Origin of the sequence: Streptomyces sp. NPDC020681 (assembly GCF_044334895.1) — a bacterium.
In the GTDB taxonomy this organism is placed as follows: domain Bacteria; phylum Actinomycetota; class Actinomycetes; order Streptomycetales; family Streptomycetaceae; genus Streptomyces.
This window is the reverse complement of the sequence record NZ_JBIRTX010000007.1, coordinates 40,342-65,022: the sequence shown is the minus strand read 5'-3', so window position 1 is coordinate 65,022 and position 24,681 is coordinate 40,342. Positions and strand designations below refer to the sequence as shown.

Below are 24,681 nucleotides of genomic sequence, written 5' to 3'. Positions count from 1 at the left end.
GTGTGCGCCTTCTGCGGCGGCCCGGGCAGGGCCTCGGAACCCGGCTAAGGCCCAGGGCCCGTCGTCCGGCTCAGGCCCGGATCAGGCCCGGCTCAGCAGCTGTCCCAGTACCTCGCTCAGCGTGGTCTCCGGATCCGGCACCGCCTCCGCCGAGCGCCAGGCGACAAAGCCGTCGGGCCGCACGAGAACCGCGCCCGCAGGTGTCGTCCCGTGCGCCTCGGCCCAGTCGGCCCCCTCGGCGGGCGCCAGATCCGCGTCCGGCCCCGTGCCGATCGCGTACGCCTCCAGCGGTACGGACATCCGCGCCGCGACCGTCCTGGCCGCCGCCGGCCACGGTGTGCCGTCTCCGCTGAGCAGGACGAAGGACCGCTCGTACAGGTCCAGCGTGGACATCCGCCCGCCGGACCCGGTCACCCACAGGTGTGGTGACCGGGTGCCCGGGTCGCCCGCGAGCCGCATGCGCTCCGGTACGACGGGGCGCTCCGGATCGACGCCGAGGACCGCGCCCCGGAGGTAGCCGTAACCCATCGCCACCGACAGGACCCCGCCCTGGCGCGGTCCGCCGCCCTGTGTCGGTGCGGGTGCGTAGCCGGGGTGGCTGTGCTCCGCCGAGCGGGCCGACGCGCGTTCGCTGGTCGCCCGCGCGACGGGCAGCCGCTCCGGGCCGTATGTGTCGAGGAGTCCCGGGCCCGCCCAGCCGTTCAGCACCGCAGCCAGCTTCCAGGCGAGGTTGTGCGCGTCCTGGATGCCGGTGTTGGAGCCGAACGCGCCGGTGGGCGACATCTCGTGCGCCGAGTCGCCGGCCAGGAAGACCCGGCCCGACGAGTACCGCTCGGCGACCCGTTCCGCGGCGTGCCACGGCGCCTTGCCGGTGACCTCCACGTCCAGGTCAGGCGCTCCGACGGCCCGGCGGATGTGTTCGCTGCAGCGGTCGTCCGTGAAGTCCTCGAGAGTCTCACCGCGGTCGGGGTGCCAGGGCGCGTGGAAGACCCAGTGGTCCCCGTTGTCGACCGGCAGCAGCGCTCCGTCCCCGTCGGGGTCGGTGAGGTAGCAGACGATGAACCGGCGGTCCCCGACGATGTCGATGAGGCCCTTGGAGCGGAACGTGATGCTCACATTGTGGAACAGCTCGCCGTTGCCGGTCTGGCCGATGCCGAGCTGTTCCCTGACCGGGCTGCGCGGCCCGTCTGCGGCGACGAGATAGTCCGCGCGCACCGTGCTGTGCTCACCGGTCGTCCGGTCCTTGACGACCGCGCTGACTCCGGTGGCGTCCTGGTCGAAGCTGAGCAGTTCGGTGGAGAACCGCAGATCGCCGCAGCTCGCGCCGGACCGCGCGGCGAGCACCGGCTCGATGTCGTTCTGGCTGCACAGGCACCAGGCCGACGGGCTGATACGGGCGAGCCCGCCGCCCGGGTCGATCTCCTTGAACAGCCACTCCTGGTCGTCGCCGGTCAGGGAGCCGGCTTGCAGGATGCCGTGGTTGTCCTTGAGGACCGCTGCGGCCTCCCGGATGTCCGGCTCCACGCCGGCGACTCGGAAGACCTCCATCGAGCGCACATTGATGCCACGTCCGCGCGGATGCGTGGACGTGCCCGAATGCTTCTCGACGAGCAGGTGCCTGATGCCGTGTCGGCTCAGGAACATTGAAGTGGACAGGCCCACCAGGGACCCGCCGACGATGAGTACCGGGACGCGGTGGTCTGCGTTCTCTTCCATGGGTTCTGCATGCCCGGCCCGGCGGCTGTTCGCTCGCCCATTCACCCGCATGGTGCTCATCTCTCGCGCCACCCGTGGTACCGGCCCACGATCGAATCCGTGAGCGCCCCCCGGGATTCGGGAGGCGATCGTGTGCGCATCCGCAGGGCGGTCGACCCGGGCGGATTCACCGACCACTGACGACGGGCCACGTCATACGGCGGCGGTCGCGAAGGAGTGTGAACAGGTATGACAACTGTGTCGGAACGGATATCGCAGTCCGCCTTCGACGGCTCAAGGCTTCGGGTCGTACTGCTGCTGGATCTTCACGACGGAGCCCAGAAGCAGTTCCTCGAGGCTTATGAGCACATGCGCAATCAGGTCGCTTCGGTACCGGGCCACATCAGCGACCAGCTGTGCCAGTCGATCGAGAACCCCTCCCAGTGGCTGATCACCAGCGAATGGGACAGCGCACCGCCGTTCCTCGCCTGGGTGAACAGCGAGGAGCACGTCGAGACGGTCCAGCCGCTGCACAGCTGCGTACGCGACACACGTTCGCTGCGGTTCAGTGTCCTGCGGGAGACCGGACAGACCATGGGCCTCGCGCCCGAGCCGCTCAGGAGCCGGCTGCAGGCCGCGCCCCGGGTCGGCGACGGAGTGGTGCGCCACGCGCTCACCTTCACCGTCAAGCCCGGCAGCGAGAGGGACGTCGCGAAGATCCTCTCCGGATACACCTCGCCGGCCGCGCGGGTCGACGACGGCACCCGGCTGCGGCGCACCTCGCTCTTCATGCACGGCAACCGTGTCGTGCGGGCCATCGAAGTGCAGGGCGACCTGCTGGCGGCGCTGCGCCATGTGGCGCGGCAGCCCGAGGTCAGGGCCGTCGAAGAGGCCATCAACCCGTACCTGGAGCAGGACCGGGACCTCAACGACCCCAATTCCGCACGGCTGTTCTTCACCCGGGCCGCGCTGCCCGCCGTGCATCACGTGGCGGCCGACGGTCCCGCCCCCACCGACGTGAAACGCCACGCGCTCTTCTACCAGGCCAAGGACGGCTGCGGGATGGCGCTGGCGAAGCTGCTCGCCAAGCAGGACGAGGCGGCCGCCGACAGCTCCGAAAACCCGATCGCGAGCAGCACGGTCTTCCAGCGCGACGACATCGTTGTCCGACTGGTGGACGTCAGTGGGCCGCTCGACGCGCACCCCGCGCTCGCGCTCGGCATTCAGGGCGCGCGCAAGTCCGCGATGCTCGCCCGGCTGCTCGCCGACGGCGACGACCGCGGTCCGGGCAACGACAAGGAAATCAAGCGCCTCCTCGCGCGCTCCGACATGCAGCTCATCACCGACCGGTCCGCGCCGCCCGAGTCGTGACCCGTACGCCCGCGCGCCGGGCGCAGCGCGGCGACGCAGCCGGCCCGTGAGACAGCGGCGGCCCAGCAACTGGAGGAAGCAGCAATGACCACGCACAGCCCACGCATCGTGGACCTCAGCGAGACCCAGCCCAACACCAGGCGCGGAGGCGATCTGCGCGCCATGCTCACGCCGACCGCGGTGGGTGCCACCAGCGGCTTCATGGGGCTGGCCATCGTCAAGCCCGGTGAGCGCATCGGCGAGCACTACCACCCGTACTCAGAGGAGTTCGTGTACGTGGTGAGCGGGCTCCTGGAGGTGGACCTGGACGGCGTGACGCACTCGATGCGTCCCGACCAGGGCCTGATGATCCCGCTGAATGTGCGCCACCGGTTCCGCAATGTCGGCGATGTGGAGGCCCGTATGGTCTTCCATCTCGGTCCGCTCGCGCCACGCCCGGAACTCGGGCATGTCGACACCGAGCACACCGAGACCGCCGAGCAGGGCCGGCCGCCGGAACGGACTGGGGCCGTTTCGTGAACCGGCGGGTGGCGGTCACCGGGGTCGGCATCGTCGCCCCCGGTGGCGTCGGCGCCCCGGCGTTCTGGGACCTGCTCGCGAACGGCCGGACGGCGACGCGCGGGATCACTCTGTTCAACCCGGAGGGCTTCCGCTCACGCATAGCCGCCGAGGTCGACTTCGACCCCGCGGCCCACGGTCTCGACCCGGACCTGGTGGCCCGCTCGGACCGGTACATCCAGTTCGCGCTGGTGGCCGCGCGGGAAGCGGTACGGGACTCCGGCCTCGACCCCGAGAAGGAAGACCCCTGGCGCATCGGAGTGTCCCTGGGCACCGCGGTCGGCGGCACCACACGCCTGGAGCACGACTACGTCGCGGTCAGCAGCCACGGCAAACGGTGGGACGTGGATCACCGCCCGGCGGGCGAACACCTCCACCGCGCGTTCTCGCCGTCCACCCTCGCATCCGCGGTCGCCGAGGAGTTCGGCGCCCACGGACCGGTGCAGACCGTCTCGACGGGCTGCACCTCGGGGCTCGACGCGGTCGGATACGCCTTCCACTCCATCGAGGAGGGCCGGGTCGACGTGTGCATCGCCGGCGCGTCGGACTCGCCCATCTCCCCGATCACGGTGGCCTGTTTCGACGCGATCAAGGCGACATCGGCGAACAACGACGACCCGGCGCACGCGTCGCGGCCGTTCGACGCCAACCGCGACGGGTTCGTGATGGGCGAGGGCGGAGCCGTACTCGTCCTCGAAGAGCTGGAGCACGCACGGGCCCGCGGAGCCACCGTCTACTGCGAGATAGGCGGCTACTCCACCTTCGGCAACGCGTACCACATGACCGGTCTGACCCCCGAGGGTCTGGAGATGGCCAGGGCGATCGACACCGCCCTCGACCACGCCCGGATCGACAGCTCGGAGATCGACTACGTCAACGCGCACGGCTCCGGCACCAAACAGAACGACCGGCACGAGACGGCCGCGGTCAAGCGCTCACTGGGCGACCACGCCTACAAGACGCCCATGAGCTCCATCAAATCCATGGTGGGCCACTCGCTGGGCGCGATCGGCGCGATCGAACTCGTCGCCTGCGTACTGGCCATGGACCGTCAGGTGGTGCCACCGACGGCGAACTACGAGACCCCCGACCCCGAATGCGACCTGGACTACGTGCCGCGCACCGCCCGCCCCCGGAAGCTGCGCAATGTGCTCTCGGTCGGCAGCGGGTTCGGCGGATTCCAGTCGGCGGTCGTCATGACCTCACCCAGTGGGAGGGCGCGATGAGCTCTTCAGCCCGGCGCACGGTTGTCACAGGCATCGGCGTCGTCGCCCCCAACGGGGTCGGCGCCGACGTTTTCTGGAAGGCGACGCAGGAAGGCATCAGCGTCCTCGACCGGGTCACCCGCGAGGGGTGCGAGCAGTTGCCGCTCCGCGTCGCGGGCGAGGTGCGCGACCTCGACCCGGGCACGCTGGTCGAGGAGCGCTACCTCGTCCAGACCGACCGGTTCACGCACTTCGCGATGGCCGCGGCGGATCTCGCGCTCGCCGACGCCCGGCTCGGCCGCGCCGACTACGAAGGCACGCCCTTCTCGGTCGGCGTGGTCACCGCCGCGGGCTCCGGCGGCGGCGAGTTCGGCCAGCGCGAACTGCAACGGCTGTGGGGACAGGGCTCCCGCTATGTCGGCCCGTACCAGTCCATCGCCTGGTTCTATGCCGCGAGCACCGGCCAGATCTCCATCCGCGGCGGCTTCAAGGGGCCCTGCGGCGTGGTGTGCAGCGACGAGGCCGGCGGCCTCGACGCCTTCGCGCACGCCGGCCGGGTCATCGCCCGCGGGGCCGACGCCGTCGTCGTCGGCTCCGCCGAAGCGCCGCTCGCGCCCTACTCGGTCGTCTGCCAGCTGGGCTACGAGGACCTGAGCAGTTGCGACGACCCGGCCCGGGCGTACCGGCCCTTCACCTCCGAGGCCTGTGGCTTCGTGCCCGCCGAAGGCGGCGCGATGCTCGTGGTCGAGGACGAGAAGGCGGCTCTCGCCCGCGGTGCCAAGGCCCGGGCCTTCATCGCCGGGCATGCCGCCACCTTCACCGGTCCTTCCCGGTGGGAGGAGTCCCGGGAAGGACTGGCCAGATCGATCCGGGGCGCGCTGCGCGAGGCGGACTGCGCGCCGGAGGAGATCGATGTGGTCTTCGCCGACGCGCTCGGCGTGCCGGCGGCCGACCGTGCCGAGGCGCTGGCGATCGCCGACGCGCTCGGCGCACACGGCCGGAAGGTGCCGGTCACGGCCCCCAAGACCGGTGTCGGACGGGCGTACTGCGGAGGACCGGTGCTCGATGTGGCCGCCGCTGTCATGGCCATGGAGCACGGCCTCGTACCGCCCACGCCGAACGTGTTCGACGTCTGCCACGACCTCAATGTCGTGACCGGCCGGGCCCAGCGCACACCACTGGGCACGGCGCTCGTGCTGAGCCGCGGGCTGATGGGCTCGAACGCGGCTCTGGTGCTGCGCAACGCCGCCGAAACCACCTCGTGAGAAGGAGAAGTCCCCCCATGTCAGAGACACCCCTGACCGACCGACTGACCATCGAAGAACTTGCCGCCCTGATGAAGAAGGGCGCCGGCCTCACCGTCGACCCCGCCGACCTGGCGGGCCGCAGCGACGCCCGCTTCGACGAGTTCGGCCTCGACTCGCTCGGCCTGCTCGGCATAGTCGGCGAGCTGGAGAACCGGCACGGCCGACCACTCCCGCCCGACGCGGACCGCTGCAAGACCCCGCGCGAGTTCCTCGACCTCGTGAACAACACCCTGATGAGCGGAGCCTGAAGTGCCCGGACACACCGAGAACGAGATCACCGTCAACGCACCCCTGGACCTCGTCTGGGACATGACCAACGACCTGGAGAACTGGCCGCAGTTGTTCTCCGAGTACGCCTCGGTCGACGTCCTGGAGCGGCAGGGCGACACCACGACCTTCCGGCTGACCATGCATCCGGACGAGAACGGCAAGGTCTGGAGCTGGGTCTCGGAGCGCACGCCGGACCGCAACAGCCGCACCGTACGGGCCCGCCGCGTCGAGACCGGCCCCTTCCAGCACATGGACATCCACTGGGAGTACTCCGAAGTACCCGGCGGCACCCGGATGCGCTGGCGGCAGGACTTCGCGATGAAGCCGGACGCCCCGGTCGACGACGACTGGATGACCGACAACATCAACCGCAACTCCAAGATCCAGCTGGCGCTCATCCGGGACAAGATCGAGCAGCGCGACCGGCAGAGCCGCGGCGTCGCAGCCCGCGCCAACTGAGCCGGGAAGAAAGGGACTCCCGATGAACTCCCCGACCAAGTCCACGGCCCACTCCCCGCACCAGGCGCTGATCGTCGCCCGGATGGCGCCGGAATCGGCCGCCGACATCGCCGAGCTGTTCGCTGCATCGGACCGCGGCGAACTGCCACATCTCGTCGGTGTCAGGCGGCGCAGCCTCTTCCAGTTCGGCGACGTCTATCTGCATCTGATCGAGTCGGACCAGCCCTCGGGACCGGCGATCGCCAAGGTGACGGAGCACCCGGCGTTCAAGGACATCAGCGACCGGCTGACCGCCTTCGTCTCGCCGTACGACCCGGAGACCTGGCGCAGCCCGAAGGACGCGATGGCCCGTCAGTTCTACCGGTGGGAGCGCGACAGCACCGCGTGAGACGCACAAGCCGGACGCCCCGGGCCCGTTCTCAGAACGGGCCCGGGGCGTCTCTTGTTGTCGTGTCAGGCAGGTACGACGGACTCGAACGCGTGGAGGTACGCGTTCACCGGACGGATCTCGCCGACCTTCAGCCCCGCCTCGGTCATCCGCTGCACCAGACTCGACTGGGTGTGCTTCGCGCCGCCGACATTGAGCAGCAGCAGCAGATCCATGGCCGTGGTGAACTTCATCGACGGGGTGTCGTCGACCAGGTTCTCGATCACCACCACCCGGGTGCCAGGCCGGGCCGACTCGACGATGTTCCGCAGCGTGCTGCGGGTCGACGCGTCGTCCCACTCCAGGATGTTCTTCACGATGAAGAGATCGGCGTCGACCGGGACGGCCCGGCGGCAGTCGCCGGGAACGACCGTGACCCGGTCGGCCAGTGAGCCCCCGTCACGCAGCCGCGGGTCCGCCTTCGCCACCACATCGGGCAGGTCGAGCAGCGTGCCCCGGACCTTCGGGTGCTTCTCCAGCAGACTGGCCAGCACATGCCCCTGGCCGCCGCCGATGTCCGCGACCGAGGAGACCCCGGTCAGGTCGAGCAGTTCGGCGACCTCCATCGCCGACTGCTTGCTGGAGGTGGTCATGGCCCGGTTGAACACCTGGGCCGACTCCTGCGCGTCCTGGTGCAGATAGTCGAAGAAGCCCTTGCCGTACAGCTCCTGGAAGACGCTTCCGCCGGACTGCACAGCCTTGTCGAGCAGCGGCCAGGCGTCCCAGGTCCACGGTTCCGTGCACCACAGGGTGATGTAGCGGAGGCTTTGCGGATCTTCCTCGCGCAGCATCCGGGACATCTCGGTGTGGGCGAACTTGCCGTCCTCGTTCTCCACGAAGACGCCGTAGCAGGACAGCGCCCGCAACAGCCGGCGCAGCGGCTGCGCCTCGGTGTTCACCGCGGCCGCAAGGTCCTCCGCGGTGGCGGGCTTGTCGCCGAGCGCGTCGGCGACGCCGAGCCGGGCGGCCGCCCGGACCGACGCGGCGACGGCCGCGCCGAAGACGAGCTCACGCAGGCGCATGGCCGGCGGGGCCGCGTCCATGGTCTCGGCCCCCGCCCTGCCCGGGCCAGGGGATGTGGGTCTGGTGCTCAGGGTGGTCATTCGGCCTCGAATCTCCTGGTGCCTGTGCCGGCCACGGTCAGCACATCCCCGCGGGCTCGGAGGACGTGCACACATTGCCGATGAACTGGTTGCCCGTTCCGGTGCCACGGTTGGCGAGGTCCGCCGTCGAGTTGCCCCGCACGTCGTTGTCCCTGATGACGTTGTTGGTGTTGACGGCGCCCACGAAGCTCTGGAACAGCACGATGCCGCCGGAGAGCACGGAGGTGCCCACGTTGTCGCGGACGCGGTTGCCGCGGACGACGGTCGCCTCGGAGCCGGTGAGGATGATGCCGGAGCCCTGGATGACGGGCAGCCGGGTGTTGCCGGGACAGAACTTGTTGTTCTTGTAGATCCTGTTGCCGCGGATGGTCATCGCGCCGGCGGCCGGCTTCGACTCGTCGCCGACGACGAACACTCCGCCGCAGTTCGCGGTCATGGAGTTGCCGCGCACCATCAGGTTTCTGACCCGCCGCAGCGTGACGCCGATGCGGTTCTCCGACATCCGGTTGTTCACGACCTGCGCGCCCAGGGTGTCGACGGCGCCGCCTTCCCGGTCGACGGTGTTGGCGATGAAGATGCCGGCGTCGCCGTTGGCCCTGGCGGTGTTGTTGCGGAAGATCCCGCGGGTGGACCGCTCCTGCGCGAGGCCCCAGGTGCCGTTCTTCTCGGCGGTCACCCGGTTGACGCTGAGCCGGTCGGTCCAGGTGGCCCACAGGCCGTTCTTCTTGAAACCCGTCAGCTTCAGCGAGCGGATGCTGATTCGGTCGATGGTGTTGGTCGCTGTGCCCGTCACACAGATGCCGTTGCCTGCCGTCGCGCAGGCGTTCGCCGCCCGGGCCGCGGCAGGCGCGGGCATGAGCACGGTCCGCGCGCCGAACCCGCGCAGGGTCAGCCGGTCCTTGGTGACAAGGACGCTCTCACGGTAGGTGCCGGGGTAGATGACAATGCTGTCTCCCGGCTTTGCGGCGTCAACCGCTTTCTGGATCGATTCGCCCGGATGCACCGCGTGCCTGGTCGCGCCGGCGGACGGGGCGGCTGCGCCCAGTCCCGAGACCATGACGACTGCGATGCATGCGAGGCATGTGATCTGTCGTTTCGTCATGGAGCCGAAGCTATGGGCGATCTAGCGCGCTCGCCACACGGGGTGAGCGGATGGATACAACCCGTGCCCGACTGGCCGACAGAGGCTGGGCCGGACGGGTCGGGTGAACCGTTTGGCCAACGGCCGCGCCGGGCCCCGATGCAGCGGCATGAAGTGAGCCGTCGTCACGGACTGTCTGCGCGGCGGAAAAACGCTTGGCGCGGGCGGGGGCGGCCCGGCTAGGGTGTGGCCGTTCGCTGCGGTGGCCGGTGGCTGCCGCGTTCGGCCGAGCATGACCGGGAGGTGTGACCGATGGCTGTCATCTCGATGGGCGCTGCCCTCATCCAGAAGTCCATCCATGCCACTCCCGTGGTCTCCGGCTGACCTCTCCCTTTTTCCGCGCCCGTGTGCGCGTGCCGGGGCCACCCGCTGTGAAGGGTCCCCCCTTGTCTTCTCGTTCTTCTTCATCTTCTTCTCTTCAGGCTGCGTCTTCGTCGCACCCGCTCGACCCGTACGGCTGGGACGAGGACTGGGCGGCTCAATTCGCTCCGTACGCGCAGCAGGGCCTGCTGCCCGGCCGGGTCGTACGGGTCGACCGCGGCCAGTGCGATGTCGTCACGGCCGACGGGCTGATGCGCGCCGACACCGCGTTCGTCACGCCGCACGATCCGCTGCGGGTCGTCTGCACCGGTGACTGGGTGGCCGTCGACCGGGACGGCGTTCCGCGTTACGCACGGACGTATCTGCCGCGCCGTACCGCGTTCGTGCGCTCCACCTCGTCGAACCGGTCCGAGGGCCAGATCCTCGCCGCGAACGTCGATCACGCCATCATCGCGGTCTCGCTCGCGCTCGAGCTGGACCTCGGGCGGATCGAGCGCTTCCTGGCGCTGGCGTGGGAGAGCGGTGCCCAGCCGCTCGTCGTGCTCACCAAGGCGGATCTCGTGCCGGACGAGACCGGGCTGTCGTATCTCGTCCAGGACGTGGAGACGACGGCGCCCGGAGTGCAGGTGCTGCCGGTCAGCTCGCTCACCGGCGACGGTACGGATGTGCTCGCCGCGGTCGTCTCCGGCGGTACGAGCGTGCTGCTCGGCACGTCCGGCGCGGGCAAGTCGACGCTCGCGAACGCGCTGCTCGGCGAGGACGTGATGGAGGTCCGGGCCACCCGCGACATCGACGGCAAGGGCCGGCACACCACCACGACCCGCAACCTCCTCGTCATGCCCGGCGGAGGTGTGCTGATCGACACGCCGGGTCTGCGCGGAGTCGGTCTCTGGGACGCGGAGACCGGCGTGGGCCAGGTCTTCGCGGAGATCGAGGAACTCGGCGAACAGTGCCGGTTCCACGACTGCGCGCACGAGGTGGAGCCGGGCTGCGCGGTGCTCGCGGCGATCGAGGACGGCTCGCTTCAGGTGCGCCGGCTGGAGAGCTACCGCAAACTGCTGCGGGAGAACCGTCGCATCGTCGCCAAGACGGACGCGAGGCTGCGTTCGGAAATCCTCAAGGACTGGAAGCGCAAGGGCGCGGAGGGCCGGGCATCCATGCAGGCCAAACGCGGCCACGTGCGCTGACGGTGAGCCTGCGCCCCGCCGTCGCGGGGCGCAGGCGACGCCGCTACTCCAGGCCCCAGCTGTGGATCTTCCGCGGGTGGATCCTGATCAGCTCCTCGCTGAAGTGCGGGCCCAGGTCGTGAGGGCCGGTCAACAGTTCCGCCTCGCCGCGGATGTCGACGCCGCGGACCCGCCACGGCTTGAGGCTCACGATGTCGTCGACGACCAGCGCCACCTTCGGGTTCGCCTGGAGGTTGCGCCACTTCTTGGTCGTCGCCAGGGCGTACCCGCCGATCAGGATCGTCCCGTCGGCCTGCGGGAAGAAGCCGACCGGGTTCGCCTGCGGCTGGCCCTTCGGGTCGACGGTCGCCAGCCGTCCCAGGCGCTGGGTGGAGAGGTACGCCCGCTCGGCCTCGCTGAATTCGGTCATGAACGAAGCCTCACACGCGTACCTCTTCTCCCGCATCGGGTCGAGGACTGAGCCAGGACCTAGGACTTCAGGCGGGCATGCCCCATGCCGGAGCCTGCGCGCTGGGACGGACCGGGCGGATCCGCAGGTCGGGGCGGTCGCCTCGCGCGGTGATCAGTGCGGACTCGCCCTTCTTCAGCTTGATGCGGATCGTGCCGTCGCCCGCCGGATCCCACGACAGCCGTCGGCCCCGGGCGTCCCGGACCTCGATCGCGCCCTCGATCCCGTGCCGTACGACGCACGGCGCGCCCGCCTCGCTGGTCAGCCGGACCCAGCGGGTCTTCCCGGCCTCCCGCACCGCGCTCAGCAAGAACGCGCCCTGCGTACGGAAGTCGTGGACGACCAGTTCACCCCATGCCGCGGGCAGCGCGGGAAAGACCCGGATCACGCCGCCCCACGACTGGCAGACCATGTCGTGCAGCGACTGCGCCGCCGACAGCGGGGTCTCGATGACCGGGCCCGACTCCTTGTACATGGTGTTGGCCTGGATGAAGCGGGTCATCAGCTCGCCCAGGTACTTCAGCGCGTCCTCGCCCTTGCCCAGCAGTGCGGACATCGACGCCGCGCCCGTGAAGGTATAGCCCTGCAGCGCTCCTTCGAAGCTCACCCAGTGGCTCAGCGACTTCTCGATCAGGGCCCGCTCGTCCGCGGTCCGGCCGGTGATCTCGTACAGCGGGTAGACCGCGAGCAGATGCGAGTAGTGCCGGTGCGACTTCGCGAACGGGACGCCGGCGCCGATCATGTAGCCGTTGGCGTCCACCGGATACGCCACCAGCTTGGCGAGCACCTCCTGCCAGCGCGTCGTCAGGGGGTCGGAGATCCCCAGCTCTTCCGCGGAGTCGAGGAGCGTACGGCAGCCCCATCGCAGCAGCATCAGGTCGTAGTTGCAGTCCGGTGCGTCGACGCCGTACTCGGGCGAGAAGGTCGCGGGCAGGTGCAGTTTGCCGTCCGGGCCGGGCGTCAGGAAGTGCAGGTAGTAGTTGACGGCCTTGCGCAGCAACGGGAAGACGACGTCCCGCAGCAGCGACTTGTCCATCGTGTGGCGGTAGGACAGCCAGACGTTGTGCAGCGCCCAGGTCAGATTGCCGACCTCGGGGGTCGGCGGGTTCTGGCCGGGGATGCCGACGCCGTAGCCGTTGCTGGTGGGTGTGGCCACGCCGTTGCGCAGCCGCATGTCGGTGGTGCGCGGCACTCCTGCCGAGTCACCGCGGTACGCGGGCGCGACCTCGGCGGTCAGCTGTTCCCGGAACTCGCCCAACGCCCGTGTCACGGCGTCGAGTTCGAGGTGGTTGGAGCCGTGGATCAGCCAGTACTCCAGCTGGACGTTGAGATTCCACCAGGTGGCGGGCCACGGCGTGGACTCCAGCCAGGGTCCGCAGGTCGCCATGACGGGCGCGTCGCGCCGGGCCGCCGCGGCGGTCTTGTACAGCTGGATCCAGTAGAAGCGCTGCAGCCGAGCGTCGGGCAGCGACAGGAAGCTCTTCCGGTAGAAGCGGTCCCACCAGCGGCGGTGGGGGAGTGCGAGCGCGTCGTACGGGACCGAGGACGCGCTCCGTACCGTGCTCAGCGCACGGTCGCGGGCCGTTGTCTTCGGGAACGAGTGCGCCACGGAGACATACAGCGTGCGCCGCCCGGCCCGGGTGCTCTCGCGCCAGGCCGTGACATGCTGCCCGCCCGCGAGCAGCGGCTGCACGGCCGCGGTCGCATCGCCGTGCTGCTCGACGACGGCCGGCGGATTGCCCTGGTAGCCGTCGGGCAGCGGGCGGAACGCGGCGCGCGGACTGATCGCGTCGGCCGGGTGGAAGACCCAGCCGAAGTCCCGTTCGCCCTCGCTCGGAGTGATCTCGACGGCGAGTACGGACGTCGTGGTGTGCACAAAGGCGCGCAGGCGCAGGGTGCCCGCGGTGGTGGTCAGGGTCCCGGTGAGTTCGGCGTCGCGCAGCCGCAGCCGCCAGTCGAGACCGGTGATGGTGCCGACGGGCTCCAGCGTGAAGTGGCCGATCGGCAGCCGGGCGAGACCGAACAGCGAGCCGAACTCGGGGCGCTGGTCCTGCACTTCGGAGTGCTGGACGTTGAAACGGACCGCGTTCTTGCCGGGCTCGGCGTAGATCCCGGAGCCCAGATAGCCATTGCCGAGGTAGGGGCCCTCGTACCAGGTCGTCGGCATCTTCTGCCAGACGAGGTCGGCGTCGTCGAGGACGGTGCGCCAGCTGTCGGCGGGGGCGGTCGGCGCGGCCGGCACGGCGGTTTCGGCGGTGGCGGTGGCGGCCTGGGCCGGCACGGCGGCGGCGCCGCCCACCACCAGCGCACCGCCGATCGCCGTGCCGGTGGCCAGGACGGTTCTCCTGGAAGGGTCTGGTGCGGTGGCCATGTCGCCTCCTGGCGGCTCGTGAGCAGACATGTCAATTCATCCGAGCTATCCCACCGTGGAAGGTAGGAGAGGGGTGAGTGGCAGTCAATACGCCGGGAGAGATCCGATGTGTTTCCGTGGATCTGAATGCGGTTCAGTAACCAGGTCTGCGTCTTGGGCGGGGGCTCAGCCCCAGATCACCGCGCCCACCCACGCCCCCACCACCAGCAGGCAGGCGAACAGCTCCACCAGCACACTCGTCCCGATCGCCCGCATCACCGCGCGCGTCGACGCCATCGCCGGGCCGTGCCCGCCCAGACGCACGCGTTCCGTGCCGTAGATCCCGCCGATGAATCCGGGGATCGCGCCCACCACCGGCAGCAGGAAGAAGCCGATCAGTGCCCCGACCCCCGCCCACGCGGCCATCCGCCGCGTGACCCCCACGCCCCGCATCCGGCGCGGCGGCAGCTGCCACACCGCGACCTGGTCGATCAGCAGCACGGCCGTCGAGCCGACGAGCAGGAACCAGGCCAGTCCGGACTTGTCCTGCATCGACCACCACAGGACTCCGGCCCAGACCAGCCACCTGCCCGGCACGCCGGGCAGGAACACTCCGAGGAGGCCCAGCAGCATCACCAGGCCGGCCAACAGGAGCTGCCATGCGCCCATCTGTCAAGGGTGCGGGATCCTGATCATTCCCGCAGGTCGATCCTGATCATCACCGCAGGTCGCGAGCCACCCAGCCCCTCGCGTACGCATGCCACCCGAGCTGCAGCCGGGTGCTGACCCCGGTCATTTCCATCAGGCCCTTCACCCGGCGCTGCACCGTCCGCAGTCCCAGGTCCAGCTGCTTGGCCACGCTCGCGTCCGTCATCCCGGCGAGCAGCAGCGAGAGGATCTCCAGGTCCGTCGCGTCGGGACCCGTCGCGTCCTCGAAGACCTCGCCGCCCCGCCCGCCGAGCCGCAGCGGCAGCGCCTCCCGCCACACCGACTCGAACAGTCCCATCAGCGAATCCAGCAGCCCGCTGCCATGGACCACAAGCGCGGCGGGGTCTGCCCCGCGGCTCGTCAGCGGGACCATGGCCAGCGTGCGGTCGGCGACGACGAGCTTCGTCGGCACCTGGTCCACCACCCGTACCTGCTCGTCCCGGCCGAGGGCCGCGGTCAGCTCGGTGATCCCGGCGGGCGCGGAGAGCACCGAGCGCTCGATCACCACGCGGTACGACACTCCGCGCTGCGACGCCTTCTCCTCGGCCTCGTTGTCGCTGCCGGTCATGGCGATCGGATTGCCGGTGACCAGTGCGCAGACCTCCTCGACCGCGCCGAGCTGGAGCTGTACGAAGCGGTGCGTGACGGCCCGCGCTCCGGTCACCACCTCGACGAGATCGTGCACGGCCGGCTCGGCCGCCTCGGCGCGGTACTCCTCCGCGAGCAGCGCGGCCGCCAGCTCCGCCTGTTCCAGCTCGTGCCGTTGCTGGGTGAGCAGCGCGCCGAGCGCGACACCGGGCGGCGCGGCCACCCAGCGTCCGGTGCGGGCGGACGACTGGGCGGCGAGCCCCTGTTGCTCGAGCCGCTTCAGCGCCCGTTCGGTGTCCGGCTCGGGCAGCGCGAGCCGATGGGCGAGATCGGTCACCTCCGCGGCCCCGTACGCGACCAGCGCGCGGTAGGCCGACTCCTGTCTCTCGTCGAGACCAATCGCTCCCAGCACCAGAACCCTCCCCGGACGTGCACTTCTTCGGCCGTACTTCAGCCGCGGTGGCGGAAACAGGCCACGGCGTATTTCCGCCGCGCACATCATCCCTGTACCGCCCGTCCCTCTGCCAATGTGGCGCCACCGCAGCACCAACTGCCGATGACATCGGCCTTTTTGTGCATTTCGCCGGAATTTGATGGGAGAGCGATGCGCCCGATTACGCGTACGGCCCTGGGAGCGGCGACCGCCGCCGTCCTGGCCGTCACGGCGGTCGCGCCGTCCTCGGCCACCGGGCCGAAAGACGCCGCAGCAGGCAAGAGACCGCTCGTCGGCAGCACCGGCGCCGCGCAACAGGGGGAGCGGCCGGCCACGGTCACCCTTGTCACCGGTGACAGAGTGCTGGTGAGCCGCGACCGGTCCGGCGCACCCTCCGCCACCGTGCTGCCCGGCGCCGACGGTTCGACGCCACTCGTGCAGACCCGCCGCTCGGGACAGGACCTGTACGTGTATCCGGCGGGCGCCGCGGCCGCGCTCGCCTCGGGCAAGGTTGACGAGGAACTCTTCAATGTCACCGGCCTGGTCCGTCAGGGCTACGACGACGCACAGTCCGGCTCGCTGCCGCTGATCGCCGTCTACGGCAACGATGTCAGCCGCTCGCTGCCCGTCACCCCGCGCGGCGCTTCGCGCGGCCTCGTCCTCGAATCCGTCGACGGAGTCGCCCTCAAGGCCAACAAGAAGGAAGCCGCCGACTTCTGGGCCGATGTCACCGGATCGCGCTCGCGCTCCGCGTCCGGCCTCAAGAAGCTCTGGCTCGACCGCAAGGTGCAGGCCACCCTCGACCGCTCCACCGCTCAGGTGCACGCGCCCGAAGCCTGGGCCGCCGGCTACGACGGCAAGGGCACCAAGGTCGCCGTGCTCGACACCGGCGCGGACGCCGAACACCCCGACCTCAAGGGCCGGATCACCGCGTCCCAGAACTTCACCGACTCCGACACCGCCGGCGACTTCAACGGTCACGGCACCCACACCAGCTCCACCGTGGGAGGTTCCGGCGCGGCGAGCGGCGGCAAGAAGAAGGGCGTCGCACCCGGCGCCGAGCTCCTCAACGGCAAGGTCCTCAACGACGGTGGCTCCGGCGCCACTTCGTGGATCATCGCCGGCATGCAGTGGGCCGTCGACAACAAGGCCGATGTCGTCTCCATGAGCCTCGGCAGCAGCGAGCCGACCGACTGCACCGACCCGATGAGCGTCGCGGCCGCGGAACTCGCCCAGAACCAGGGCACGTTGTTCGTGGTCGCCGCCGGCAACTCCGGCCCGTCCCTCAACACCGTCTCCTCACCGGCCTGCGTCCCGAGCGTGCTCACCGTCGGCGCCGTCGACCGCGACGACTCCACCGCGCAGTTCTCCAGCCGCGGACCCACGCCCTTCACGCACACGCTCAAGCCGGAGATCGCGGCGCCCGGCGTCGCCATCTCCGCGGCAGCGGCGGGCGGTCGCGGACCGTACGCGTACCGGTCCATGTCCGGTACGTCGATGGCCACTCCGCACGTCGCGGGTGCCGCCGCCATCATCAAGCAGCGCCACCCGGACTGGACGGCCCAGCAGATCAAGGCCGCGCTCGTCTCCTCCGCGGCGCAGACCGCCGGTGACGTACGGGAGACCGGTGCAGGCCGCCTGGACGTCAAGGCCGCCCTCGCCGCCACGGTGACCGGCGCGCCCGCCGTCCAGGGCGGCACGTTCAACTGGCCGCAGGACAGCAGTGACCGGACCACCGTCCAGGTCCCGTACACCAACGCCGGCGACCAGCCCGTCCGGCTTTACCTCGCCGTCAAGTCCGTCACCGGCAACGACGGCTCCCGCATCCGCTCCACCGTCGCCCGCCTCGGCGAGCGCTCGGTCACCGTGCCCGCCGGAGCGACCGTCAAGGTGCCGCTGACGCTCGACCCCACCGCGCGGATCGAGCGCAGCCAGTACGGCGACATCACCGGCCGGGTCATCGCGACCGCGTCCGGAGTCACCGTCTCCACCCCGTTCTCGCTGTATGTCGAGCCCGAGACCGTCACCCTGCGGGTCAAGCTCGTCGACCGCGCCGGCCGGCCGGCCGCCGGAGCCTCCTCGCTCGACCTCATCGGCACCGACACGGCGAGCGGCGAACGCCGCTTCAACGACGGAGCCGCCGACCAGGTCTACCGGCTGCGCCCCGGCTCGTACTTCCTCTCCTCCTTCGTGCAGTCGCCCGACTTCACGGTCAGCTATCTCGGCCGCCCGCAGGTGGAGTTGAAGAAGGACACCACGCTCGTACTCGACGCCCGCGAGGCGCACCGGCTGAGTGTGAAGACGGACCGCACCAGCGAGACCCGCGCCGGCACGCTCGGCTTCGCGCGCAGCTGGGACGACACCTGGCTGCACTCCGGCTCCATCTCCGGCAACCGCCTGGTCTCCGGCTACTACGCCGACGTCCAGGGCGGCGCCGACGACGGCGAGTTCGAGTTCACCAGCTACTGGCGCGCCTACGCGCCGCTCATCGAGAAGCTCTCCGTGGTCGGCGGCGGCGAACTCCACCCGATCACCGCGAGCGTCGGCTCGGTCAACCTCGACGGCAGCGGCGAGGCCGAGGTCGTCGACGCGGGCAAGGGCACGCCGGAGGAGCTCAAGGCCGCCGGTGTCAGCGGGAAGTTCGCGCTGGTCGAGGTCCCGGACGACGAACCCTTCGTCATTGACCTGGCCCGTGACGCCAAGGCCGCGGGAGCCAAGGCCCTGATCGTGCACCACGCGGCCCCCGGCCGTTGGCTGCCGTCGGTCGGCTTCGGCGCCGCGCCGCACCCGGCGTTCTCCATCGAGGCCGCCGAGGCGAAGGCCCTGCTGGAGCGGCTCGCCGACGGTCCGGTCACGCTGCGCTGGAAGGCGACGGCGAAGAGCCCGTACGTCTACAACCTGGCCTTCCCGGAGGACGGTTCGGTCACCTCCGACCGCACCTACCGCGTACGGGACAGCAAACTCGGCCGCAACGAGTCCACGTATCACGCGATGGGCCTCGAGGCCGACTACATCGACAGCGTCGTCGCCTACACGACCAGCGGCGCCAGCGCCCTGATCTCGGGCTTCGACCGGGTCGGCGTCCCCGGCACCCGCACCGAGTACTACACCGCGGGCGACATCGGCTGGGACCACTATCTGTCCTCCAGCTTCCCGTGGGGCGAGTTCCTGATCGACCAGCCGCGTACCTACCAGGCGGGCAAGCAGCGCAAGGAGAGCTGGTACGGCGGAGTGCTCGCACCGGCCGCCCCGCGCGACGAGACCACCGGCGAGCTCGCGCTTGCAGCGGAACGGCAGGCCAACCTGATCGGTGTCGCGCCGGCGTTCTGGAGCGACAGCCAACACGCCGGAATCGCGGGCTCGTTCGGCGACATCGGCAGCATGCGGCTGAGCCGCGACGGCGAGCAGATCGGCGACAGTCCCTATCCGTTCGGGGTCTTCGAGGTCCCCGCGGACGAGGCGACCTACGAACTCTCCCTGTCGACGACGAAGGTCGGGCAGCCGGCGGCGGTGTGGAAGCGGTCGACGGAGACCATGACCACCTGGAAGTTCCGCTCCAAGCTGGATGAGAACGCCTACTCCCAGGGCATCCCGCTGCTCTTCCCGGGCTACGGCCTCCCGGAGGACGGGCTCAAGACCCTGCCGGCGGCGAACGGGCAGAGGATCGCCCTCGGCGCGACCGGGCACGCGGGCTACACGCCCGGCGCACTGACCGCCGCGAAGCTGTCGTACTCGTACGACGGCGGCGAGACGTGGACCGGGGCGACCATGTCGCAGCAGGGCGGCGCCTGGACCGCGACCGTCAACCACGCGGACGCGGCGGGCCTTCCGGTCACCCTGAAGGCCGAACTGACGGACGCCAACGGCAACTCCGTCACCCAGCTCGTGGCCAACGCATACGCCGTGCGCTGACCACGAAACGGTCCGCCGGGCGTTCTTCCCGTGGGGGGTTGAGGCGTCCGGCGGACCACCTGTTGTTTGGTTCTTTTTTCGGGATGCCCCGTTTTCGGGCACCCGGTGCGGTGGACAATAAGGGCATGAGTCAGCAGGGGGAGAGGCCCGCCACCGAGGACGAATGGTGGAACCGGTTGTACGACGATTCCGCCCCGGACGCGGGCCCGGCGGTGGCACCGGACACGCTCGACGACCGCTTCGACTCGGCGTCCGACACGGTCTCGACGGACCCGCCCCCACGGAGGGCCTGGTGGGAGACGGACCCCGCGGACACGCTGGACGACATCCCGCCCGGGGCCGAATTCGCCTCGCCGGCCGGGTCGGTCTCGCCGGACTGGCCCTTCGAGCCGGAGCGCCCGTCCGCGCCGCCGCCGACGCCGAACCGGTCCGGTGCGGACCTGCCTTCGGCACCGGAACCGTGGCTCGGGCCGGACTCGCCTTCCGCTCCGGACCGTTCCCGGCTCCCCGCGCCGCCGCGGCAGCGGGCGCCGTGGGAGCCGCCCGCGCCCGAGCAGGCGCCCGCGGTGCCGCCGCCTCCGGTGGAGCCCCCTGCCGCGGACCTGCCGCCCCGGCCGCAGGTCGGACACGTCGGCGGCGGGCCGCCCACCTATGACGCCGAGCCGACCGCTCTGCCGCCCGCCCAGCCGCAGGAGCTCGAGCAACTCGTCGCCGACACCGTGCTCGACGGGGCCCAGTACGGCACGTACACCCTGCGTGCCGCATCCATGCGCGGGGACTCCGCCCGATACCGCGGGGAGCCGAGGCGGGACGCGTTGCTCACCGCGCGCTTCGGGAGCGGGGACGCCGCGCTCGTCCTGGTCGCCGTCGCCAGTGGGGCGCGGGCCGCGGAAGGCGCGCATCTCGCCGCCGCCGACGCGTGCCGATGGATCGGCGGGGCCGTCGGCCGCAGTCACGCCCGGCTGTCCGAGGACATAAGGGCCGGCCGCCGCGGCGACCTGAAGTCCGGGCTGCACCGGCTCACCGACCGCAGCTTCGGCAAGCTGCGCGCGGGCGCCGCCGAACTCGGCGTGGAGCCCGAGGAGTACACCGCGGGGCTGCGCTGCCTGCTGCTGTCCGCCGACCCCGAGTGCCGTACCCGCGTCTTCTTCGGCGTCGGAGGCGGCGGTCTCTTCCGCCTCCGCGACGGCGCCTGGCAGGACATAGAGCCCGTCATCCCCGAGCCCGCGGCCGTCACCGGCGCGCCGGTCGTCGGGTTCGGCTCACCGCCCGCCGGACCCCTCTCCGAGACGCCCGAGGGTGACCGTCTCACCATGGACCTCGGCATCCCCACACCTCCGTCCCCGTACGTCGAGGCGCCGCCGCCCCCGCCCGCCGAACCGTTCCGTTTCCGCGCCTCCGTCGCCCGCCCCGGCGACACGCTGCTCCTGTGCAGCCCGGGCCTCGCGGAGCCGCTCCGCGGCGAGCCCGCGTTCGCCGACGAGCTGGCCGGACGCTGGGCCGCCGCCGAGCCGCCGGGACTCGCCGCGTTCCTCGCCGACACCCAGCTGAGGGTGAAGGGGTACGCCGATGACCGTACGGCGGTGGCCATCTGGGAGGCGTAACCGTGCCCGCCGTGGCTTGATGGCCCCATGGCCAAACCGAACGTGGCAGAACAATTTGTCGACATTCTTGTACGCGCCGGAGTCCAGCGTCTGTACGGAGTCGTCGGCGACAGCCTCAACCCCGTCGTCGACGCCATCCGCCGCAACGCCGCCATCGACTGGATCCAGGTCAGACACGAGGAGACCGCCGCCTTCGCGGCCGGCGCCGAGGCCCAGATCACCGGCCGCCTCGCGGCCTGTGCCGGCTCCTGCGGCCCCGGCAACCTCCATCTCATCAACGGCCTCTACGACGCCCACCGCTCCATGGCTCCCGTCCTCGCGCTCGCCTCGCACATCCCCTCCAGCGAGATCGGCCTCGGCTACTTCCAGGAGACCCATCCCGACCAGCTGTTCCGCGAGTGCAGCCACTACAGCGAGCTGATCTCCAACCCACAGCAGATGCCGCGGCTCGTGCAGACCGCGATCCAGCACGCCGTCGGCCGCAGCGGCGTCAGCGTGGTCTCGCTCCCCGGCGACATCGCCTCCCAGCCCGCCCCCGAGAAGTCGATCGAGCACGCCCTGGTCACCTCCCGACCCTCCGTGCGGCCCGGCGACGCGGAGATCGACAAGCTGGTGCGGATGATCGACGAGGCGGACCGGATCACCCTGTTCTGCGGCAGCGGCACGGCGGGCGCGCACGCCGACGTGATGCAGTTCGCCGAGCGCGTCAAGTCGCCGGTCGGGCATGCGCTGCGCGGCAAGGAGTGGATCCAGTACGAGAACCCGTACGACGTCGGGATGAGCGGGCTGCTCGGTTACGGCGCGGCGTACGAGGCCACCCACGAGTGCGATCTGCTGATCCTGCTCGGTACCGACTTCCCGTACAACGCCTTCCTGCCCGACGATGTCAAGATCGCCCAGGTCGATGTGCGGCCCGAACACCTCGGCCGCCGCTCCAAGCTGGACCTCGCCGTGTGGGGCGACGTACGCGAGACGCTGCGCTGTCTGACGCCGCGCGTGCGGGCCAAGACGGACCGCCGGTTCCTCGACAAGATGCTGAAGAAGCACGCCGACGCGCTGGAGGGCGTGATCAAGGCGTACACCCGCAAGGTGGACAAGCACGTTCCGATCCACCCCGAGTACGTCGGCTCCGTGCTCGACGAACTCGCCGACGAGGACGCCGTGTTCACCGTCGACACCGGCATGTGCAATGTGTGGGCGGCCCGCTATCTCTCGCCCAACGGCCGCCGCCGGATCATCGGCTCCTTCAGCCATGGCTCGATGGCCAACGCGTTGCCGCAGGCGATCGGCGGGCAGTTCGTGGACCGCGGGCGGCAGGTCGTCTCGATGTCCGGCGACGGCGGATTTTCCATGCTGATGGGCGACTTCCTCACGCTCGTCCAGTACGACCTGCCGGTGAAGGTCGTCCTGTTCAACAACTCATCGCTCGGCATGGTCGAGTTGGAGATGTTGGTGGCGGGGCTACCTTCGTACGGCACGACCAACCACAACCCCGACTTCGCCGCCGTCGCGCGCGCCTGCGGGGCGTACGGCGTGCGGGTGGAGAAGCCCAAGCAGCTCGCGGGTGCGCTCAAGGACGCCTTCCGTCACAAGGGTCCCGCGCTCGTGGACATCGTCACCGACCCGAACGCGCTCTCCATCCCGCCGAAGATCAGCGCCGAGATGGTGACCGGATTCGCCCTGTCCGCGAGCAAGATCGTGCTGGACGGCGGCGTGGGCCGGATGGTGCAGCTGGCCCGCTCCAATCTGCGCAATGTGCCCAGGCCGTGAATTGCCAGCACTTTGTTGACTATTCGACATGAGTGGTGCTCTCCGGGGCGGGCATGCATGTCCGTGAGCGTGTTCGACACCAGGGGTCGTCGTACCGGAGAAGGGGCTGTGCCGACGTGCGGGTGGGGAAGATGAGTGGGCGTCAAGGAGAAGCCGGAGCGGAAGGGGAGCAGGAGGGCCGGCTGCGCCGGCGGCTGGGCTGCGCCGATCTCACCGCGGTTCCCGAAGTGCGTCGCGTGCTGCGTGAGTTGCTGCACCAGTGCGGCAAACCGGAGTCGGATGTCGCGGAGTTACTGGCCAGCGAGCTGGTGACCAATGCGCTGATACACACCGACCACGGCGCGGTGGTCACGGCCACCGTCGCCCCGTCCACCGTCCGGGTGGAGGTGCGGGACTTCATGGCCGGCCTGCCGGAGGCGGCCGAGCCGTCGGGGCCGAGCGTTCCCGACGTGCTCGACACGCACGGCCGGGGCCTGGTGCTCGTCCAGAGCCTCGCCGACGCCTGGGGCGTACGGACGCAGGGCATCGGCAAGGTGGTCTGGTTCGAACTGCACGAGCCGGAGCTGCGCGAGCAGGTGTGAACCGGGCGGCGGGGCACCGGCTCAGCCGAACTGCTGCTCCAGGTCCCTGAGTTTGCGCTCCAGCGAGTCGAGACGCGGCAGCGCCTGCGTGTCGTCCTCGGCGGTGAGGTCGACCATCCGCGGCTCACTGCCCTGGGCGGGGGTGACGGCCTGGAGGGAGGGCGCCTGGCGGGAGGGCAAGGATCGCAGAGGCAGCTGTCCCTGCTCCGCTATGGCAGGCTCCACGACCGACCCGACGCCGCCGGTTCCGGCTCCGGAATCGAGCGCGGGCACCTGCCTGGCCCGTTCGGCGTGGCCGCGCCACCCGACCCGGTGCTGCCGGTTGAGCGCCCTGATCTGCGCGCGCTCCAGCTTCTCCCGGTCCCGCCTGCGCAGACGGTTCTGCTCCTTCTCCCGCCGGTCCTCGCGGACCTCGTCGACGGCCTCGTCCAGGGTCCGTACGCCTTCGAGGAGCATCAGCGACCAGGCACCGAACGTCTCCCGGGGCGCCCTCAGCCACCGTACGATCCGGATCTGCGGCAACGGACGCGGCACCAGGCCCTGCTCGCGCAGTGCGGCCTTGCGGGTCTGCTTCAGCGCCCGGTCGAAGAGCACGGCGGCGGACAGCGACATCCCGGCGAAGAAGTGCGGTGCGCCGTCGTGGCCAAGGCCCCGTGGCGCGTGCACCCAGTTGAACCAGGCCGCCGCGCCCGCGAACGTCCACACCAGCAGCCGCGAGCCGAGGGCCGCGTCACCGTGGCTGGCCTCGCGCACCGCGAGCACCGAGCAGAACATGGCCGCGCCGTCGAGGCCGAAGGGGACGAGATACTCCCAGCCCCCGGAGAGATTGAGATTCTGCTGGCCGAAGCCGACGAGTCCGTGGAAGGAGAGCGCGGCGGCCACGGCCGCGCAGCAGAACAGGAGTACGTAGGAGGCCGTTCCGTAGACCGCCTCCTTGCGCCTGCGGCGCTCCTCGCTGCGTTCCCAGGAGTCGTCGGACGCATCGGTGGCGCCGGGGCGCTTGCCGCGCGTGAGCACCGCCACCGCGACCAGGACTCCCACGAGCATCACGCCGCCGGGAAGCAGCCAGTTCAGCGATATGTCGGTCAGTCTCATGTGCGGTGTCCCTTGCATCTGCATCGCGGTAGGGCGTTTCGGCCGCCATAGTGGCCGAAGTCCCGGCGGTGACAGACCGTTTCGTGGCAAGAGAACGCCAACGGGCCGACATGGCATACGGATAGGTGCGATCTGGTCGAACCACCGT

At 70.5% G+C, this 24,681-nt stretch carries 20 protein-coding genes; 12 read left to right on the top strand and 8 right to left on the bottom strand.

Translation table 11 applies throughout. The features are described 5' to 3' along the window. Window positions 1-81: 81 nt before the first annotated feature. Window positions 82-1,716, bottom strand: coding sequence for an FAD-dependent oxidoreductase (locus ACH4YL_RS18585; RefSeq protein WP_398508432.1), 1,635 nt, complete (start codon window positions 1,714-1,716; stop codon window positions 82-84). A 228-nt stretch (window positions 1,717-1,944) separates the two neighbouring features. Between ACH4YL_RS18585 and ACH4YL_RS18580 the strand changes: the two genes are divergently transcribed. From ACH4YL_RS18580 to ACH4YL_RS18550, 7 genes are all read left to right on the top strand, one after another. After that, on the top strand, window positions 1,945-3,066 hold the full coding sequence (locus tag ACH4YL_RS18580) for a SchA/CurD-like domain-containing protein (RefSeq protein WP_398508431.1): 1,122 nt from the start codon (window positions 1,945-1,947) through the stop codon (window positions 3,064-3,066). A gap of 84 nt (window positions 3,067-3,150) precedes the next feature. Beyond that, the gene (locus ACH4YL_RS18575) at window positions 3,151-3,585 is read left to right on the top strand and encodes a cupin domain-containing protein (RefSeq protein ID WP_398508430.1); all 435 of its coding nucleotides are present in this window, start codon (window positions 3,151-3,153) and stop codon (window positions 3,583-3,585) included. Further along, window positions 3,582-4,850 carry a beta-ketoacyl-[acyl-carrier-protein] synthase family protein gene (locus ACH4YL_RS18570; RefSeq protein WP_398508429.1) on the top strand — a complete coding sequence of 423 codons (1,269 nt, stop codon included), beginning with the start codon at window positions 3,582-3,584 and terminating at the stop codon, window positions 4,848-4,850. The genes ACH4YL_RS18575 and ACH4YL_RS18570 overlap by 4 nt, the downstream gene beginning before the upstream one ends. After that, on the top strand, window positions 4,847-6,094 hold the full coding sequence (locus ACH4YL_RS18565; RefSeq protein WP_398508428.1) for a ketosynthase chain-length factor: 1,248 nt from the start codon (window positions 4,847-4,849) through the stop codon (window positions 6,092-6,094). Before ACH4YL_RS18570 ends, ACH4YL_RS18565 begins: the two co-directional genes overlap by 4 nt. A 32-nt stretch (window positions 6,095-6,126) precedes the next feature. Beyond that, a complete protein-coding gene (locus ACH4YL_RS18560) occupies window positions 6,127-6,384 on the top strand; it encodes an acyl carrier protein (RefSeq protein ID WP_398508747.1) in 258 nt (85 codons plus the stop codon). 1 nt (window position 6,385) lies between these two features. After that, window positions 6,386-6,865, top strand: coding sequence for an SRPBCC family protein (locus ACH4YL_RS18555; protein WP_398508427.1), 480 nt, complete (start codon window positions 6,386-6,388; stop codon window positions 6,863-6,865). A 22-nt stretch (window positions 6,866-6,887) separates the two neighbouring features. Beyond that, window positions 6,888-7,253 (top strand): TcmI family type II polyketide cyclase, encoded by a 366-nt coding sequence (locus tag ACH4YL_RS18550; protein ID WP_398508426.1) that lies wholly within the window; start codon window positions 6,888-6,890, stop codon window positions 7,251-7,253. A gap of 65 nt (window positions 7,254-7,318) precedes the next feature. Here ACH4YL_RS18550 and ACH4YL_RS18545 read toward each other — a convergent pair whose 3' ends face one another. Further along, window positions 7,319-8,395: a methyltransferase gene (locus tag ACH4YL_RS18545; protein ID WP_398508425.1), complete on the bottom strand. Its 1,077-nt coding sequence runs from the start codon at window positions 8,393-8,395 to the stop codon at window positions 7,319-7,321. Window positions 8,396-8,432: 37 nt separating this feature from the next. Next, window positions 8,433-9,497 carry a nitrous oxide reductase family maturation protein NosD gene (locus ACH4YL_RS18540; RefSeq protein WP_398508424.1) on the bottom strand — a complete coding sequence of 355 codons (1,065 nt, stop codon included), beginning with the start codon at window positions 9,495-9,497 and terminating at the stop codon, window positions 8,433-8,435. Window positions 9,498-9,922: 425 nt separating this feature from the next. On the opposite strand from ACH4YL_RS18540, the gene rsgA reads away from it, so the two are divergent. Further along, window positions 9,923-11,044, top strand: a complete 1,122-nt coding sequence (rsgA, locus tag ACH4YL_RS18535) for a ribosome small subunit-dependent GTPase A (protein ID WP_398508423.1) — start codon at window positions 9,923-9,925, stop codon at window positions 11,042-11,044. A 43-nt stretch (window positions 11,045-11,087) separates the two neighbouring features. Here the strand turns inward: rsgA and ACH4YL_RS18530 are convergent, their stop codons facing one another. The 4 genes from ACH4YL_RS18530 to ACH4YL_RS18515 form a co-directional block, all read right to left on the bottom strand. Further along, window positions 11,088-11,453 carry a PPOX class F420-dependent oxidoreductase gene (locus ACH4YL_RS18530; RefSeq protein WP_398508422.1) on the bottom strand — a complete coding sequence of 122 codons (366 nt, stop codon included), beginning with the start codon at window positions 11,451-11,453 and terminating at the stop codon, window positions 11,088-11,090. A 67-nt stretch (window positions 11,454-11,520) separates the two neighbouring features. Further along, window positions 11,521-13,863 carry a glycosyl hydrolase family 95 catalytic domain-containing protein gene (locus ACH4YL_RS18525; RefSeq protein ID WP_398508421.1) on the bottom strand — a complete coding sequence of 781 codons (2,343 nt, stop codon included), beginning with the start codon at window positions 13,861-13,863 and terminating at the stop codon, window positions 11,521-11,523. Window positions 13,864-14,028: 165 nt separating this feature from the next. Beyond that, window positions 14,029-14,511: a DUF456 domain-containing protein gene (locus tag ACH4YL_RS18520; RefSeq protein ID WP_398508420.1), complete on the bottom strand. Its 483-nt coding sequence runs from the start codon at window positions 14,509-14,511 to the stop codon at window positions 14,029-14,031. Window positions 14,512-14,560: 49 nt separating this feature from the next. Further along, the gene (locus tag ACH4YL_RS18515; RefSeq protein ID WP_398508419.1) at window positions 14,561-15,550 is read right to left on the bottom strand and encodes a helix-turn-helix domain-containing protein; all 990 of its coding nucleotides are present in this window, start codon (window positions 15,548-15,550) and stop codon (window positions 14,561-14,563) included. A gap of 192 nt (window positions 15,551-15,742) precedes the next feature. On the opposite strand from ACH4YL_RS18515, the gene ACH4YL_RS18510 reads away from it, so the two are divergent. The 4 genes from ACH4YL_RS18510 to ACH4YL_RS18495 all read left to right on the top strand — a co-directional run bounded on the left by ACH4YL_RS18510 (window position 15,743) and on the right by ACH4YL_RS18495 (window position 23,438). Next, window positions 15,743-19,483, top strand: coding sequence for a S8 family peptidase (locus ACH4YL_RS18510; protein ID WP_398508418.1), 3,741 nt, complete (start codon window positions 15,743-15,745; stop codon window positions 19,481-19,483). 125 nt (window positions 19,484-19,608) lie between these two features. Then, on the top strand, window positions 19,609-21,087 hold the full coding sequence (locus ACH4YL_RS18505) for a protein phosphatase 2C domain-containing protein (protein ID WP_398508417.1): 1,479 nt from the start codon (window positions 19,609-19,611) through the stop codon (window positions 21,085-21,087). Window positions 21,088-21,114: 27 nt separating this feature from the next. Next, window positions 21,115-22,857 (top strand): pyruvate dehydrogenase, encoded by a 1,743-nt coding sequence (locus tag ACH4YL_RS18500; protein ID WP_398508416.1) that lies wholly within the window; start codon window positions 21,115-21,117, stop codon window positions 22,855-22,857. A 131-nt stretch (window positions 22,858-22,988) separates the two neighbouring features. Continuing rightward, window positions 22,989-23,438: an ATP-binding protein gene (locus tag ACH4YL_RS18495; protein ID WP_398508415.1), complete on the top strand. Its 450-nt coding sequence runs from the start codon at window positions 22,989-22,991 to the stop codon at window positions 23,436-23,438. Between the two features lie 21 nt (window positions 23,439-23,459). Here ACH4YL_RS18495 and ACH4YL_RS18490 read toward each other — a convergent pair whose 3' ends face one another. Further along, window positions 23,460-24,533, bottom strand: a complete 1,074-nt coding sequence (locus ACH4YL_RS18490; protein ID WP_398508414.1) for a DUF2637 domain-containing protein — start codon at window positions 24,531-24,533, stop codon at window positions 23,460-23,462. Window positions 24,534-24,681 lie beyond the last annotated feature (148 nt).

Coding starts and splice junctions, on each gene's coding strand:
- ACH4YL_RS18585 (WP_398508432.1), bottom strand. CDS start 1,716: ATGGAAGAGAACGCAGACCACCGCGTCCCGGTACTCATCGTCGGCGGG.
- ACH4YL_RS18580 (WP_398508431.1), top strand. CDS start 1,945: ATGACAACTGTGTCGGAACGGATATCGCAGTCCGCCTTCGACGGCTCA.
- ACH4YL_RS18575 (WP_398508430.1), top strand. CDS start 3,151: ATGACCACGCACAGCCCACGCATCGTGGACCTCAGCGAGACCCAGCCC.
- ACH4YL_RS18565 (WP_398508428.1), top strand. CDS start 4,847: ATGAGCTCTTCAGCCCGGCGCACGGTTGTCACAGGCATCGGCGTCGTC.
- ACH4YL_RS18550 (WP_398508426.1), top strand. CDS start 6,888: ATGAACTCCCCGACCAAGTCCACGGCCCACTCCCCGCACCAGGCGCTG.
- ACH4YL_RS18545 (WP_398508425.1), bottom strand. CDS start 8,395: ATGACCACCCTGAGCACCAGACCCACATCCCCTGGCCCGGGCAGGGCG.
- ACH4YL_RS18540 (WP_398508424.1), bottom strand. CDS start 9,497: ATGACGAAACGACAGATCACATGCCTCGCATGCATCGCAGTCGTCATG.
- ACH4YL_RS18530 (WP_398508422.1), bottom strand. CDS start 11,453: ATGACCGAATTCAGCGAGGCCGAGCGGGCGTACCTCTCCACCCAGCGC.
- ACH4YL_RS18525 (WP_398508421.1), bottom strand. CDS start 13,863: ATGGCCACCGCACCAGACCCTTCCAGGAGAACCGTCCTGGCCACCGGC.
- ACH4YL_RS18520 (WP_398508420.1), bottom strand. CDS start 14,511: ATGGGCGCATGGCAGCTCCTGTTGGCCGGCCTGGTGATGCTGCTGGGC.
- ACH4YL_RS18510 (WP_398508418.1), top strand. CDS start 15,743: ATGCGCCCGATTACGCGTACGGCCCTGGGAGCGGCGACCGCCGCCGTC.
- ACH4YL_RS18505 (WP_398508417.1), top strand. CDS start 19,609: ATGAGTCAGCAGGGGGAGAGGCCCGCCACCGAGGACGAATGGTGGAAC.
- ACH4YL_RS18500 (WP_398508416.1), top strand. CDS start 21,115: ATGGCCAAACCGAACGTGGCAGAACAATTTGTCGACATTCTTGTACGC.
- ACH4YL_RS18495 (WP_398508415.1), top strand. CDS start 22,989: ATGAGTGGGCGTCAAGGAGAAGCCGGAGCGGAAGGGGAGCAGGAGGGC.
- ACH4YL_RS18490 (WP_398508414.1), bottom strand. CDS start 24,533: ATGAGACTGACCGACATATCGCTGAACTGGCTGCTTCCCGGCGGCGTG.